Below are 14,689 nucleotides of genomic sequence, written 5' to 3'. Positions count from 1 at the left end.
ACAAAATCAATGGCTCGTATTGTACTTTCCTTATCTTGAGAGGAGCGATCGCCTCAAAATCTTATAACCAGCTAATTCCACGGGAAATTATTTTTTTGATCGGATAAAATTAATTCGCTCCGAGTAGTGCTAAACTGCCACTCAAAAATGCCAAAACCCTTTCAGGTCAATCAGTTTAGGGACACAAGAGTAGCTCTACCTAGATAAGGATCCCCGACTTCAGTCTGTGTAAAGCATTGAATAAAAACTTGAAAATAAAGGACATCTAAGTTTAACTAACTTAACAAAAGCGGGTATAATGGTACTTGATTAGGTACAAATCCTTACTGCTGAAACAGTCGAGTTGTTCCTTGTCTCTCAGACAAGTAGTGACTAGGGATTTGGGTTCGAGGGCATTTGATTAAGCTGAAACCTGTATTTCCAGCGTCCTAATGCATATCGATACGACAGGTTGATGGTTACGCTGATTTCCCTCGCCTCTTTATATCAGAGTGTTTCAGATTAAGCCCTGTCCGAACGCTGAATCAAGGATTTGATGGCCTGAGTCTCAACTGCAGCAACATTGATTTAGGGTACGAACCCATGCTCGATCCTCAATTTCCCTGGCTTACTGCCCTGATTGTCTTTCCGTTGATCGCTTCTATCCCGATTCCGTTTTTGCCCAGTCAAAACGGTCGGCTTATTCGCTGGTACACATTGGGAGTAGCGGTTTCCGAGTTCTTCTTTATTCTCTATACCTTCTGGCAGAACTACGATCTGCGAAATCCAAACTATCAACTTGTTGAAAGCTATAGTTGGGTTCCGCAGATTGGTCTTAATTGGACCGTTGCCGCTGATGGTCTGTCCATGCCGTTGGTTATTCTGGCAGGCTTAATTACAACGCTAGCCATTTTGGCATCTTGGAAGATCAACTATAAGACGCGCCTCTTCTACGTTTTAATCCTGGTGATGTACTCTGCCCAGGTTGGTGTCTTTGTGGCACAGGATTTGGTGATGTTCTTCTTGATGTGGGAACTGGAGCTTGTTCCTGTCTATTTGCTGATCTCGATTTGGGGAGGTCAGAATCGGCTCTATGCTGCGACTAAGTTTATTCTCTACACGGCAGCAGGTTCTCTATTTATTTTGCTAGCGGCGTTTGCAATGGCCTTTTACGGTGATGTAACGACGTTTAGCATGCAGGAGCTGGCGCTTAAGGAGTACTCCTTACCGTTTGAAATCCTCGTATATGTAGCATTTCTGATTGCCTTTGGTGTCAAGCTTCCCATCTTTCCGTTTCACACTTGGTTGCCCGATGCTCACGGCGAAGCTCCGGCTCCCGTTTCAATGATTCTGGCAGGCGTACTGCTCAAAATGGCAGGCTATGGTTTAATCCGCATGAATATGGAGATGCTGCCCAATGCCCATGCTTACTTTGCGCCTGTATTGGCTATTTTGGGTGTTGTGAGTATTATCTATGCGTCACTGACTGCCTTTGCCCAGACCAACTTGAAGCGGCGGATGGCGTACTCCTCGATCGCCCACATGGGCTTTGTCCTACTGGGAATTGCATCCTTTACCACCATCGGTTTGAGTGGAGCAATTCTACAGATGGTGTCTCACGGTCTAATTTCCGCAGTTCTGTTCTTCCTGTCTGGTGTGGTTTATGAGCGTGCTCATACCCTTTCGATGGACGAACTGGGTGGTATGGCCAAGCGTATGCCTACAACCTTTGCCTTCTTCACGGCAGGTTCGATGGCATCCCTTGCACTTCCGGCAATGAGTGGCTTTGTGAGCGAGTTGACTATCTTCTTAGGATTCACCTCCAGCGATGCTTACAGCAACCTGTTCAAGACATCTATTGTTTTACTGGCCGCAATCGGTGTGATCCTAACTCCCATCTATTTGCTCTCCATGCTGCGCCAGGTCTTCTACGGGGCGGAGAACAAGTCCTTAGTAGAGCGCTTCAATCTGACGGATGTAAATCCTCGCGAGGCATTCATCGCGGCTTGCTTGATTGTTCCAATTATCGCGATTGGCGTTTATCCTAAGCTGGCTACCCGGATGTACGACGTGAAAACCGTTGCTGTCGCGAGCCAAATTCGCGAGAGTCTACCTCTGGTTGCTGAACGTCCTGTCCAGCTTCTGCCTCAGGCGTTTATTGCTCCGCAAATCTTTGCGATTCAGGGGCAAGACTGAGTTGGTTTCAATCTTTGGGCGATCGCTCCCATTTGACGATCGCCCAAAGCATAAAAACATGGCAGGGAGGAGATTTCGAGCCTTGTCCCTGTTTTTTGTTTCTTAGGAGAGGGACTATACCAATTCCTTCAATACCAGCTACAGATATAGCGTCCAAAATAGACCTTCTGCCGATGATAGAGGCAACGATAGCAGGAGTGAGTTCCAGCAAGCGAACGCGAATCAGAACCCGTAACGCATCCAGGTTACAAGGCCGTTGCCAGCGCAACCGCTTTTTCAAGTACTGCCAGACTTGTTCGATAGGATTGACGACAGAGGCTGGCGGCGTTGCTGAATTAAGGTATGAATTTACATGGGAACGGGTACATCCCAAAATTTGAGGTAATGAAGTAACAAACGGATTGAGCATCTCAGCATTTGCTCGGACTTGGAATAGCACAGTGTCTTACGGTGTAGGCGTGCTAGGTAGTGCCGTAAGCGCGTGTTCTCTGACTCAACTCGGGCCATATAGGTTTTGCTCACGATCTGGTCTCCCTCTGGAATAAACCCCGGATAAACAGACCAAACATCGGTGACATAGAAGTAGCATTGCCATTGCGCCACAACTGTTCACAAGGGGGCAAACGTCTCAGCGCTGTGGTCGCCTAGCACTCAACCCAATATCCCTGACGTGAAGTGGTCTACCGCTGTCCACAGCCAAATTTTGTTTTTTGGCTTCCACAAACGTTTCGAGTTCATCGAGTTCCCCAACTTCGGGGACAGTCTCAGGATCATATGCCTCTGGCAAACGTTCACCAATCTGTTTGACCCAGTAGATAATCGTTGTATGATGCACGCCTTTGACGCGTTCAATACCGCGAAATTCCATGCCATTGGTGTATATCTTTAAGCATTCTCGTTTGACGTCCTCGCTTTAACCCCGACGCGGTTCATAACGATCGATAAACTATCACCCACAATCGACACAGATGTGATTCTGTTTACCCTTCTTGCCTTTCTTACGGATGGGCGTGGACTGGCATTCGGGACATTGCATTGACTCTAACCCTAATTCATACCTTAATTCAGCAACGCCGTTAACCTGGCGTAGCGACGCATTCACAACTCAAAACTGAGAACTCAACACTCAGAGTTGCTCTGAAAATAGATTTTCATCCTGCGGGGTGACGTTATCACCTCATGGGCGATTGGTATAACAACAGCCTTAGATTTATTAGATTTAATAGATTTAATAGATTAGATCTCAGGCTCGTGTGGAATCACTTCATGACTACTGGTACAACCGAACAACTTCTGGCATCCTTGCCCGGAACTCTCAACAATCTCCGCCGCGCCGATCGCCTTTGGGAATCCTACAAAACGCGATCGCGTCCGGTCCCAAATGTAATCACCACCGCATCTACGCCCTTAGAGTCCCCCGATTGGGATGTAGTGATCTGCGGAGGCACATTGGGCATCATGCTAGGGGGGGCATTGGTGCGGCAGGGCTGGCGGGTCGCCTTGATCGAACGGGGCATGCTGCGGGGAAGGGATCAGGAGTGGAATATTTCCCGAAAGGAGCTTCAGGTTTTAGTTGATCTGGAGTTACTCACAGCGGCAGACCTAGAGGCGGCGATCGCCACAGAATATAATCCTGCCTGGGTGAAGTTTCCTGATGGTATGGAGATCGCCGTTGAGGACGTGCTGAATATTGGCGTTGATCCGGTCTATTTGCTCGATCGGCTGAAAGCGACGTTTTTGGCGAACGGGGGCAAACTGCTGGAACAAATGGCGTTTACGGGGGCAACGGTGCATCCCAATGGAGTGGCGATCGCCACTGAATCGGATGGAACGCCTCACACGCTGACGACTCGGCTGATGATCGACATGATGGGACATTTTTCGCCCATTGCTCAGCAAGCTCGAAAGGGTCAAACCCCCGATGCCGTCTGTATGGTCGTCGGAACTTGCGCGGAAGGTTTTCCGGAGAATGAAACCGGAGATTTGTTTGCGTCCTTCACGCCGATTCAGAACCAGTGTCAGTACTTTTGGGAAGCGTTTCCCGCCCGCGATGGACGCACCACCTACCTATTTACCTACGTAGATGCGGAACCGAGTCGTCCCAGTTTGGAGGACTTGTTTGATGAGTACTGGCGACTGTTGCCGGAGTATCAGTCGGTTTCTCTCGATCAACTGACGATTAAACGTGCCCTGTTTGGCTTTTTCCCCAGCTACCGCAACAGTCCACTGCGATCGCCCTGGGATCGGGTGCTGTTTGCCGGAGATAGTAGCGGCGTGCAGTCGCCCTTGAGTTTTGGAGGATTTGGGGCGATGTTGCGCCATCTCCAGCGGTTAACCACGGGAATCCACGATGCTCTGTCCCAAGATTTGCTAACCCGAAACGCGTTGGCAGCCCTACAACCGTATCAACCCAACCTCAGCGTCACCTGGCTGTTTCAGAAATCCATGAGCGTGGGGGTACATCAAACCCTGTCGCCCGACCATGTGAATCGGGTGCTGTCTGCGGTATTTGGGGAAATGGCGCAATTGGGGGATGGGGTACTGAAACCGTTTTTGCAGGATGTCGTGCAATTTTCGCCCCTGGCTCAAACCCTATTTTGGACAGGATTACGCCATCCGCTGCTGATTACCCGGATTTTGCCCCAGGTTGGTTTGCCTGCCCTGCTAGACTGGATGAAACACTATGTGAATCTGGGCGTCTATACAGCTTTGGCAGCGGCGGGACACCAGATTTCGCCCCTGTTCCAGCAGGGGACACCTCGGCTGAAATACTATGGCGATCGCCAGCTTGAGGCCTGGATGTACGGCTCTGGTCAGGAGGATTGATGAACTCTTGACGGTCGGTTTGGGCGATCGCGCCTATGATCGGAAGTAGTGATGTTGGAAGTAACCTTCGAATTTAGCCCATGTTCATGAGTGCTCTTAACGGTGCGATCGCATCTGGTCTGACCACCCCCCATCCTTTAACCCTGGCAGCACTGCCGACGATCGATGGCTTGCTGTCTACCCAGGGCATTATGGTATTGCTCCTTGTCGCGTATGCCGGAGCAATGTGGATGTTTTTGAATAGCGCACCGAAGGTGTTCACCATCATGGTGACGGATCTGGACATTGCCCGTCAGTTTTATGAGGGAATGCTGGAATTGCCCTCAGCGGATGTGCCGCTTCAGTATTACTACAACTACGAGCAGACGATTGGCGCAACGGCGGTTGATCCGCTCTACATGTCGGCTGGCACCCTGGGAACGACAACCCAATCCACGATGCCGGAAGGGTTGTGGTATCAATTGCGGAAAAATACTCAGCTTCATGTGATTTCGGGCGCAAGCTATGGACATCGCGATCGCCAACGCCATGTCAGCTTCGATCATGATTGTTTAGAGCAAATTTTCTTGCGGGTGCAAACGCGCCGCCTCCGCTACAAGCTGCGCCGCGAAAAGCCGATGAATTTTCTGGTGAAGGATTTCGAAGGGCGCGTGATTGAGATTGCCGAGATTTCCAATTAACGCTCGCTCGGCAATGATTTGAGAGGTGGACGGAGAGGCGATCGCCCGTCTACGGTTTCACGCTAATGGAATCAAGCCATCTGCCACGTCATCTCCTGCCCTGCCCCTAGGGGTACGAGTCCAGAGTCATCAACAAAGGGTACTTCATCGGGAATCCGCCAGGTGGTTTTAGTTAACGTAATCTGTTCGGTATTGCGTGGGAGTTGATAAAAGTCTGGGCCATAGAAGCTGGCGAACGCTTCCAGTTTATCCAGGGCATTAGCGCGCTCAAACGCCTCAGCGTATAGCTCCATAGCGTGCAGCGCTGAATAGCACCCTGCACAGCCGCAGGAATTTTCTTTGCTATTGCGGGCATGGGGAGCGCTATCGGTGCCTAGAAAAAACTTGGGATTTCCAGAGGTTGCGGCTTGCAAAAGCGCCTGACGATGCACTTCCCGTTTCAAAATGGGCAAACAGTAAAAATGGGGACGAATGCCGCCTTTGAAGAGAATATTGCGGCTAAACAATAGATGCTGTGGCGTGATGGTGGCGGCGATAGTGGGGGTTGCCAGGACAAACTCTACGGCATCCGAGGTGGTGATGTGTTCAAGGACTACGCGCAGGTTTGGGAATCGCCGCTTGAGCGAGATCAGATGTTTCTCGATAAACACCTTCTCACGATCGAACACGTCAACCTCTGGATCGGTTACTTCCCCATGCAGCAATAACGGCATATCGACCTGCTGCATCGCTTCAAAGACGCGATCGCACTTATTAATGTCCGTCACGCCCAAATCTGAATTGGTCGTAGCCCCTGCTGGGTAGTACTTGACCGCTTTGACAAACGGGGATGCTTTGGCCGCGATAATCTCATTCGGGCTGGTGTTGTCCGTGAGGTAAAGGGTCATCAGCGGCTCAAAGTGCTGACCAGGCGGGATCGCTGCTAGGATGCGATCGCGATAGGCAGCAGCATCGGCAATCGATCGCACTGGAGGCTTCAAATTTGGCATGACGATGGCACGGGCAAATTGGCGCACTGTATGCGGCAGCACTGCCTTTAGCGCCGCACCGTCGCGGAGATGCAGATGCCAGTCGTCGGGTCGGGTTATCGTAAGCGTTTGCATCCCTCCATCATAGAACAGCTATCTAGGTCGCGATTCAACTGGAATGTTACTCCTCTTCCTGTTTGGGTGCTTCTAAGGTCTTGGGTAACGGCAACGGTAAGCGCACGACCGAGTAGGCATCCACTTCATTCAAGACCGTGTAAAGCGTCTCTGGAATTTCCGTTTCTCGGATTTTGCGCGACTGTCCCACTATCAGAATCGAGTCCAGGTCTGGATTTTGGCGTTCATACTCCCGACGAATGCGGTTAATCGCTTGGCGAGGCAACGACCAAAAGGTGACGGGTTGCTGGCTATAAAACACAATGCTGGGTTTATTAAAGCCCACCATCACCACAGGCTCATTGGGCTGTCGTTCCTCCAGAATCGTTTCGGCAACGGCGCGAATCGGGTATTGGCGGATGGCATCGAGGGTGTCGATGAAGGGCAGGATGGAGAGGATTAAAAACATCGCAAATCCGACAATCTGCACGCCCCAAATCCAGCGACCTTTCCGCATCAAGATCAGGATACTTGCAGCGATCGCCATGCCCAGCCACACGGCAACGCCCACCGGAATGGCGATCGCGTGTCGTGTAACGTCTACCAAATTAGGGATGGATTTATCCACAATTAGCCACGGTGCCCGGAAAATTACCCCTGCAAAGGCGATCGCCAGCACGACAAAGATCCAATGGCTCACCAGCACCGCCCGCGAGGTGGAACGGGGCGATCGCACAATCCCTAGCACCTGATGACTCCAAAACTGCCCCATCAGCATTGCCGTTGCAGGCATCGCAGGCAGCAGATAGCTCGGTAGTTTGGTGGCGGCGATGGTAAAGAACCCAAAGATTACAGCAAACCAAATCAGCAAAAAGACGCTGAGATGGGCTGTGCGGGGTTGGTTGCGCCACTCAGCCAGTTTCCAAAATCGAAGACGGGCGATCGCCACGGGCAAATGCACCGACCATGGAAAGAACCCCACCAAGGTCACAATGAAGTAGAAAAACCAGGGAGCCGAATGGTCGTTTACGGCTTCCGTAAAGCGTTCCAGGTTGTGGTAGCCAAAGAAACTATCAATATAGTCCTCTCCATTGGCCTGGATGACGAGCACATACCAAGGGACGGAAATCAGCAGAAATAGAAGACTGCCCCAAAGCCAGGGAACCTCGCGCCAGAGCGATCGCCAGGTGTTGGTAAAGCCTACAAACGCACCAATGATCAAAACAGGCAGCACAATCCCAACAGGGCCTTTGGTTAATACCGCAAGGGCACTCCAAACAAAGAATCCCAAATACCAGTTGCGCTGGGTTCCAGGTTGCTGATTGTGAACGTATCCCCAAAAGAAGCACAGCAGCGCCAGTCCCATGCAGCCCGTGAGCAGCATATCCGATACGCCTGTCCGTGCCCAGGCAATGATTTCGGGGGTAAAGGCCATAATCCCTGCCCCAATCCAGGCGGAGAGCCAAAGCTGACGGTTGACGGTTGCGGGCAGACTTTGAACGCTCAACGGGTGCGATTGCTCGTTGGGGACACCCGCTGGATGAGGAAACCCGAAATACCGCAGAGTCACAAATCCCGCAACCACGATCGCGCAGGCCGACAGTGCAGAGGGGAGCCGTGCCGACCATTCATGAACGCCCAAGGTTTCGTAGGCGATCGCCATCAGCCAGTAGATCAGCGGGGGTTTATCAAACCGGGTCGCTTCGTTGAAGTAGGGGGTGATCCAGTCTCCGGTGACGGTCATTTGCCGTGCAGCTTCGGCAAACAGGGGTTCGGTTTCATCAATGAGGCCAATGCCGCCCAGTCGCCATCCAAAGGCTAGGACACACAGGAGAAAGAGCCATAATCCTGCAAATACCCAGGCGATCGCAGCATAGCTATCCCATGCTTTCACCAGTGGTTGAATTGGTCGCCCAATCTGAATTCCCATGAATTTTTCCAACGTTTTCTAACTGGAGATCCGTGTCAACATCACAACCTGATCTTTATAGCGCTAAAGGGGGCGCGAAGACTAGATGCTCTACGATGGACGCGTTTAGATGGGCAGAGGTTTCGGCTGCGTAGAGCGCGACCGATGGCGATGCGATCGCCAAGCCAGCTCTGCGGAATAGAGTCCGTTTATTTTGTATCAGCAATAATTAACGTAGAGGACAACGAGGACAACATGGTTCTCTGCGATACAGAACTCCCTACATATAGCCATTTGGAAGGAGCAACCCCCATGGCAAACGATAAAGCTGACAACAGTATTGCTGACGCCAATCGCTCTGCATTTCGTAATCTTGGTACCAAGCCCATTCTGTTCAAAGATCGGATTGGTGGTAGTGACTTTGATGATTTTCTCCAACTCAAATTTGGGGCGCGTAGCAGCCTAGCCGTCTCGCTGAAGGGCGTCTCTACAGACCTTGAACTCCAAAATCGGAAGGGCAAGGTTCTCCAAAAAGCTGATGACGGCAAAATCCAAACAACGTTAGAGGCAGGTAAATACTACCTGCGAGTGTCGCGCGATCCCAAGCTTCGCATTGGCGAAACAGCTTACACGCTCAAAGCGGCAGCCTATCCTGACTTGGCAGGTAATTCCTTGGGGACAGCACGACCGATTACGGTATCTTCATCCCAGGCGAGTTATTCCGACTATGTGGGTGATGCCGATCTCAGCGACTATTACCAATTTGAACAGACCGAGGATGGTGGTCTTGCCCTAGGACTCGATAGTACTAAGGGGGCGACCCAAGTTGACGTGCTGGACACCAATGGCGATCTGGTTGAGAAGATCGTCGCTAAAGAGGCACGTAGCTCGGCAGGCGGCTACTCAGGAGATGGAATTTTTAACTTAGAGGCCGGGGATTATTACCTGCGGGTTACGCCCAAAGGCACGGGTTTCAACACGCCCTATGATTTAACCCTGAAGTCCTTGGAACCTGCCGATCCGGCGGCTACACAGATTCAGTTTGCCATCACCAATCAAACCTCCCAGTTTCGGGGAACGGTCAAGATTACAGGCGTGGTCGAGAATATTGGCGATTCCCTATTTGATTCCAGTCCGGGACAGCAAGGTGTTTTCCTCTACGAGATTCCCCTCGGCAGCAGTCCAATTCTGCGGGCACAAAAGAACTTTGAAGACCTTGCCCCTGGTCAAAAACTGAAGCTGTCCTACTCTCGCAGTTGGGATGCGTCATCACCAGCCGAAGGGGAATTTCCGCCTACCTATCGTGTGGTGATCAGTTACGATCCCGACATTTTCATAGACGGCAATCCCTTTAACGACGATGCCAATCTTGGCAATAACCAACGCGATCGCAGTGGTAGTGGTATTAACGATCTGTTTACCAATCCCTAGGACTGCTGTTGCGTTAGGGAGGAGGTTGTCTGGCGATCGCCCGTCACCTCGGTCGGTTCGTGTCCCGTAATCTTTAGGGTATACGTCATTTGCGATCGCACCCCTCCCTTAAGCAATGTTCCAGTAATAGGGGCTGCATCTTGGGGATGGGGGCACGCAACTAGGGCAATATGGCGATCGCTCACCGCTAGCCCATGGGTGGGATCAAACCCTCGCCAGCCTGCCCCCGGCAAATATACTTCTGCCCAGGCATGGAGATGGCGATCGTTCGTGTCCACATCCCCTTCTTGGTATCCGCTCACAAACCGGGCCGCTAACCCCATCGCACGACACGCCTCCATGAAGAGTACCGAAACATCCCGGCAAGAGCCGGATTTTTTTGTCCAGGTTACACCGGGGGGAAAGGGCCCACCCGTCTCGCGAATGGTGTATCCGCAGTGCTCGTAAATGCGCTGGTTTAACGTGCTGAGAAATGCAACCGTATTCCCAGAAACCTCGTACCAAACCTCTTGGGCAAGCTGAGCGGCAACGGGATCAATCGCTCCGGGAATTTTGCTCAGGTATCCGGCTAGGTACGGCTGCAACCCTAGCGGTGGACTGTCGGAATAGGCAGGGGGAAGATTCACCGCCCACGGGTCGAGCAAGTAGGCAAACGGATTAGTGCAGAGGGTTTCCACCTCCGAAACGGTGGTGATCAGCAGTTCCGAAACGGGAGTGTCTGAAAACCACACTTTATGGATAGAATTACCGTCTAAATCGATCATCGCTGACTGACCGACGGGAGCGGGTTCAATGCTCAGGTCAAACCGATGGAGCTGTTGGTTGGCATCCGAGCGAGGACGCAACCGCAGCATGTGCGGCGCGAGGGCAACGGGCTCGCTGTAGATATACGCGGTTTGATGGGTAATTTGATAGCGCACGGTGTTTGAGAATTAGGGCAAAGGGGATTAATGATGAGAGCTAATGCACGAACGGTTCAAGCAAACCATAAAGGACTCTCCGGGACTGATCAAGGAAAGTTCGCTACAGACTTATCCCATCGGGGGCATCCGGAATCCTTTAAGCTCTGCTCCATCCCCCTCCATTCCTTTGCTTTGCACCAAAACGCCAAAGTTGCCCACCCCTGTAGGATCGGCAAGACCGTGTAAGGCTTCGCGGCGCAGCAGAATGGTTTGCAAGTCCAAGCCAGATTTTGGCGTAGACAGTTCCAAGAGGCGATCGCCCAATCCTAGCGCCATGAGAAATAGCCCTTGCTGGGTAAAGCCAACGGTGCGAAGTCCGCCCTGTTCACCCTGTCGCTCTAGGGCTGTGAAGTCTACATGCGCCGTTATGTCCTGCTGACCGAGATGAAGGTAGGGATCGGAGTGGTGTTGGTGCTGGTAGTAGCATTGCAGCGTGCCCTGGGAACGCGCTGGACTGTAATAGCGCTGAGCCGGATACCCGTAGTCGATGGTGAGGATGTAGCCCCGATGCAGGCGATCGCCCACCGTCTTTAACCAATCCAACGCCGCCAAATTAACCTCAGTCCGGTAGCCGTCGGGATAGGCATCGCTAGTGAGGTCAATCTCAATGCGGTCAAAGTAGGCTTGCAGGGCGTCGGTGGAGGGGCGATCGCTGACTTCGCGCCATGTCCCAGACTCATCCACCGTGAGATAAATTTCCTGAAGCTGCCCATCCTGACGGATAACCTGATGCACCGGAAACGCATCCACGAGTTCGTTGGAAAAGAAGCACCCAATCACCGAGTTTGAGGGAATGGTGTCCCAGGTATACCACTGGATTTTGTGGGTCAATGCGTTCAGTCGTTCCCGTTGTTGGGCAATCAGTTGGGGCGATCGCTCCACAATCCCATACTGCACAGCCTCAAAGCAGTCTGGAGCCTGCCGCTGGAGGTACTGCAAAATATCATCGGCTAACCGTCCCTGTCCGGCTCCCATTTCAATTAATCGGTATGGATTCGGATGATCTAACCGCTCCCACATCTCCCGAAACTGTTCGGCCAGGAGTTCGCCAAAGTCGGCGCAGAGATTCGGTGAGGTGACAAAATCACCCCGCCGGGAGCCAATGGCCTCTTGGGTACTGTAGTAGCCGTACTGGGGATGGTACAGCACCGCGTCCATAAATGCTGTGAAAGGAATCCGGCGATCGGGATGCGTCTGAATTAGATCCGCGATGTGGTCTCTAAGAGAGGTGCTGGCATCAGGTGAGGGGAAAGGGGATGAACGGTTTTCCATTGACGGGCTGTTTCGGATTAAAGACAGAAGACTACTCCGATTCCTCTATAGATCTGGGTCGAGCCGTTAACATTCAGGGAACGACGGCTAGATTGCCGTAGTCCATCGATCAGGAAGCGCATTAATGTCTTTGTCTCCTAGTGAGACATCACCATAGCGCAATCTAGTTTGATTCCTTCCAAGTATACATACTTAGAGGGAATCAAACTCTTACGCCGCAAAGGCTCTACTGTGACGTACTCCCGACACCGATGCAAACATACGGTGCGGGCTTCTCCCACCGGAAGTGTTCTACCACTGGTTACCGGGTTCGAGCTTTTTATAGTGAGGAAGACGCCCAGCCCCACTGTTGACAATTTTTTCCACCAAGGAGGTTTGCTGTGCTGTTTCAAAAATGCTCTCTATTGCAACCTTGGAAACGGGAGACTTGCGGCCTAGGCCTACGGGTCGGTCAACTCCAGTTGTCGGTCGAAAGCGTACCTATCAGGGGAAATCAACCCTGCGATGCTTAGCCAATTATACCAGGCTGGCGGTTTGCTCGTCTCCCCTCTCCGCCGCCCCGCGATTGCTTGGCATAGCTGCAAGGGGGACTCGCAACCGCCCCGCTTTCATCCCGACACTCGCCTTCGGCAGAGTGCGGGGCTTTCACGGAGAAGCTAAAAAACTTTCAAAAATCAAATAGGATTCCAATAACCAGTCACTCTACAGAACGACTGTGCGGAGAAATTTGGCAAAAAACGACTAACCCAATAAATTCTTGATAGTTCTAAGCTCGAAATTCGAGCTTTTAAAGCGTCAATGCATAATTCCCAACACTATTGACTAGGGTTCCTACAATGATTCGGGCACCTCGATTGTCGCCCTTAGAGCAAACCATCATGTATTGGTTAGCCCTTAATCGAGAATGGACAGCGATCGCCACTCTACAAGACGACATCGTTCCAGGTATTTCCCGTGCCAATCTTCTCGAAGCCTTGGAATCCCTGGTCTGCCGCAGCTTAATCGAAACGCGAGTGTCTCATGATGAGGCTACATCCGCAATCGAATACACGCAGCAGCCTGTGATTATGGAATATGTCCCAGACCATTTTATCCAACAGCTTGTTGCTGAACTATTGGAGGGTCATGTTACAGTCTTCAGCCACTACGCAATTCTGAAAACCACCGTTTTAGATTACATCCGAGACAGTCAAATTCGCCTCATTCTTCACCCGATTAGCGAACAACTTTGTCAAACAGTCCAGCACACCAATCAGCAACTAGAGCCATATCTGCGATCGCTATTATCAGCATTACGTAGCGCACCTGAAGCTGCAGTTGGGTATGGTATTGGCAACTTTATTAACCAGTGAAAACCTTTAGGAGCGATCGCCCCTACGAAGGCATGAATATTACTGGGATCAAGGGTCTTTCCATCCCTCAGAAAATGAATCTTAAAGCCCTGGGAGCCGTTGAACGGTGAGTCACGATTGTACGAGTTTGCGCGATATTGAGCGGTATACTGACTCCGAAGCATTATTTCATAATCGCCATGACTGCAACCCTCAAAGACTTTTTGGAAGCGTGTACGTCGTTAGGAACCGTGCGCCTGATTGTGACCAGCAGCGCGGCTGTTTTAGAAGCTCGTGGGACAGTGGAAAAGCTGTTCTATGCCGAATTGCCAAAGGGCAAGTACGCGAACATGCATCAGGATGCGTTCGAGTTTCACCTAAACATGGACAAAATTACCCAGGTCAAGTTTGAAACAGGTGAGGCCAAGCGCGGCAACTTCACCACCTACGCGATCCGGTTTCTCGATGAGAGCGGCGACCCTGCGCTAAGTCTCTTTCTCCAGTGGGGGAAGCCCGGAGAGTACGAACCTGGACAGGTGGAATCTTGGGCAACCCTCAAAGATCAATACGGTGAACTCTGGACACCCAACCCCATCGAAACCCTATGAAGAAGAAACGACGCAAAGCCCAATGGATTTTTTTGGTGATGCTGCTGTTGGTGTGGTTGCTGTGTAGCGCTGAGGCGTGGGCAGGTGCATTGAGCGATCGCCTAGGACAATTTCCAAATTGGCACACTAAACCTCCGGTGCAACCCGCCGAAGGTGACCTGTTCTATCCCGACTGGTTTTTGGGCACATGGGATGTGGAAACGACGCTGGTGGATCTGGCAGCTCCCCTCGCCCCGGAGATCATCACCCCAGGATTTGACAGCAATCGCGATTTCCTGAATCAACCCGTTCCGTTCCAAGCTCGGTTCGTTGAAAAATCTGGTTCAGGTCGGTCGTCTTTCTTTCCTGTAGAACGGGTCAAACCGTCCAGTACCAACGCCCCCATCATCGCCGATCGCGCCTTTAATGGATTG

General features: G+C 51.6%; 12 protein-coding genes and 1 pseudogene. 7 read left to right on the top strand and 6 right to left on the bottom strand.

Features of this window, described 5'->3' with window-relative positions:
* Window positions 1-582 precede the first annotated feature (582 nt).
* A complete protein-coding gene (locus IGR76_05255) occupies window positions 583-2,175 on the top strand; it encodes an NAD(P)H-quinone oxidoreductase subunit 4 (protein ID MBF2077926.1) in 1,593 nt (530 codons plus the stop codon).
* A 7-nt stretch (window positions 2,176-2,182) separates the two neighbouring features.
* Here IGR76_05255 and IGR76_05250 read toward each other — a convergent pair whose 3' ends face one another.
* A complete protein-coding gene (locus IGR76_05250) occupies window positions 2,183-2,584 on the bottom strand; it encodes a hypothetical protein (GenBank protein ID MBF2077925.1) in 402 nt (133 codons plus the stop codon).
* Window positions 2,524-3,211: pseudogene (locus tag IGR76_05245) on the bottom strand (IS1 family transposase). Before IGR76_05245 ends, IGR76_05250 begins: the two are co-directional and overlap by 61 nt.
* A gap of 230 nt (window positions 3,212-3,441) precedes the next feature.
* Between IGR76_05245 and IGR76_05240 the strand changes: the two are divergent.
* Both IGR76_05240 and IGR76_05235 read left to right on the top strand, forming a co-directional pair.
* Window positions 3,442-5,001, top strand: a complete 1,560-nt coding sequence (locus IGR76_05240; protein MBF2077924.1) for an FAD-binding oxidoreductase — start codon at window positions 3,442-3,444, stop codon at window positions 4,999-5,001.
* 86 nt (window positions 5,002-5,087) lie between these two features.
* Complete coding sequence (locus tag IGR76_05235; GenBank protein ID MBF2077923.1) at window positions 5,088-5,681, top strand: glyoxalase-like domain protein; 594 nt, start codon at window positions 5,088-5,090, stop codon at window positions 5,679-5,681.
* 71 nt (window positions 5,682-5,752) lie between these two features.
* Here the strand turns inward: IGR76_05235 and pyrC are convergent, their stop codons facing one another.
* Both pyrC and IGR76_05225 read right to left on the bottom strand, forming a co-directional pair.
* A complete protein-coding gene (gene pyrC / locus IGR76_05230) occupies window positions 5,753-6,784 on the bottom strand; it encodes a dihydroorotase (GenBank protein MBF2077922.1) in 1,032 nt (343 codons plus the stop codon).
* A gap of 46 nt (window positions 6,785-6,830) precedes the next feature.
* Entirely contained in the window at window positions 6,831-8,693 is a 1,863-nt protein-coding gene (locus IGR76_05225) for a glycosyltransferase family 39 protein (GenBank protein MBF2077921.1), read from the bottom strand.
* Window positions 8,694-8,984: 291 nt separating this feature from the next.
* Here IGR76_05225 and IGR76_05220 point away from each other — a divergent pair, with 291 nt between their 5' ends.
* Window positions 8,985-10,103, top strand: coding sequence for a hypothetical protein (locus IGR76_05220; protein MBF2077920.1), 1,119 nt, complete (start codon window positions 8,985-8,987; stop codon window positions 10,101-10,103).
* Here the strand turns inward: IGR76_05220 and IGR76_05215 are convergent.
* Window positions 10,100-11,023: a transglutaminase family protein gene (locus tag IGR76_05215; protein MBF2077919.1), complete on the bottom strand. Its 924-nt coding sequence runs from the start codon at window positions 11,021-11,023 to the stop codon at window positions 10,100-10,102. The two genes, IGR76_05220 and IGR76_05215, sit on opposite strands and share 4 nt — an antisense overlap.
* A 111-nt stretch (window positions 11,024-11,134) precedes the next feature.
* A complete protein-coding gene (locus IGR76_05210; GenBank protein MBF2077918.1) occupies window positions 11,135-12,337 on the bottom strand; it encodes a class I SAM-dependent methyltransferase in 1,203 nt (400 codons plus the stop codon).
* An 836-nt stretch (window positions 12,338-13,173) separates the two neighbouring features.
* Between IGR76_05210 and IGR76_05205 the strand changes: the two genes are divergently transcribed.
* The 3 genes from IGR76_05205 to IGR76_05195 all read left to right on the top strand — a co-directional run.
* Window positions 13,174-13,689 carry a hypothetical protein gene (locus IGR76_05205; GenBank protein MBF2077917.1) on the top strand — a complete coding sequence of 172 codons (516 nt, stop codon included), beginning with the start codon at window positions 13,174-13,176 and terminating at the stop codon, window positions 13,687-13,689.
* 179 nt (window positions 13,690-13,868) lie between these two features.
* A complete protein-coding gene (locus IGR76_05200; protein MBF2077916.1) occupies window positions 13,869-14,276 on the top strand; it encodes a heme utilization protein HuvX in 408 nt (135 codons plus the stop codon).
* The coding region (locus IGR76_05195; protein ID MBF2077915.1) for a hypothetical protein at window positions 14,273-14,689 on the top strand (417 nt) is incomplete at its 3' end. The genes IGR76_05200 and IGR76_05195, both read left to right, overlap by 4 nt.

This window comes from Synechococcales cyanobacterium T60_A2020_003 (genome assembly GCA_015272205.1).
Classification (GTDB): Bacteria; Cyanobacteriota; Cyanobacteriia; order RECH01; family RECH01; genus JACYMB01.
This window is presented reverse-complemented; position numbering and strand designations above follow the sequence as displayed.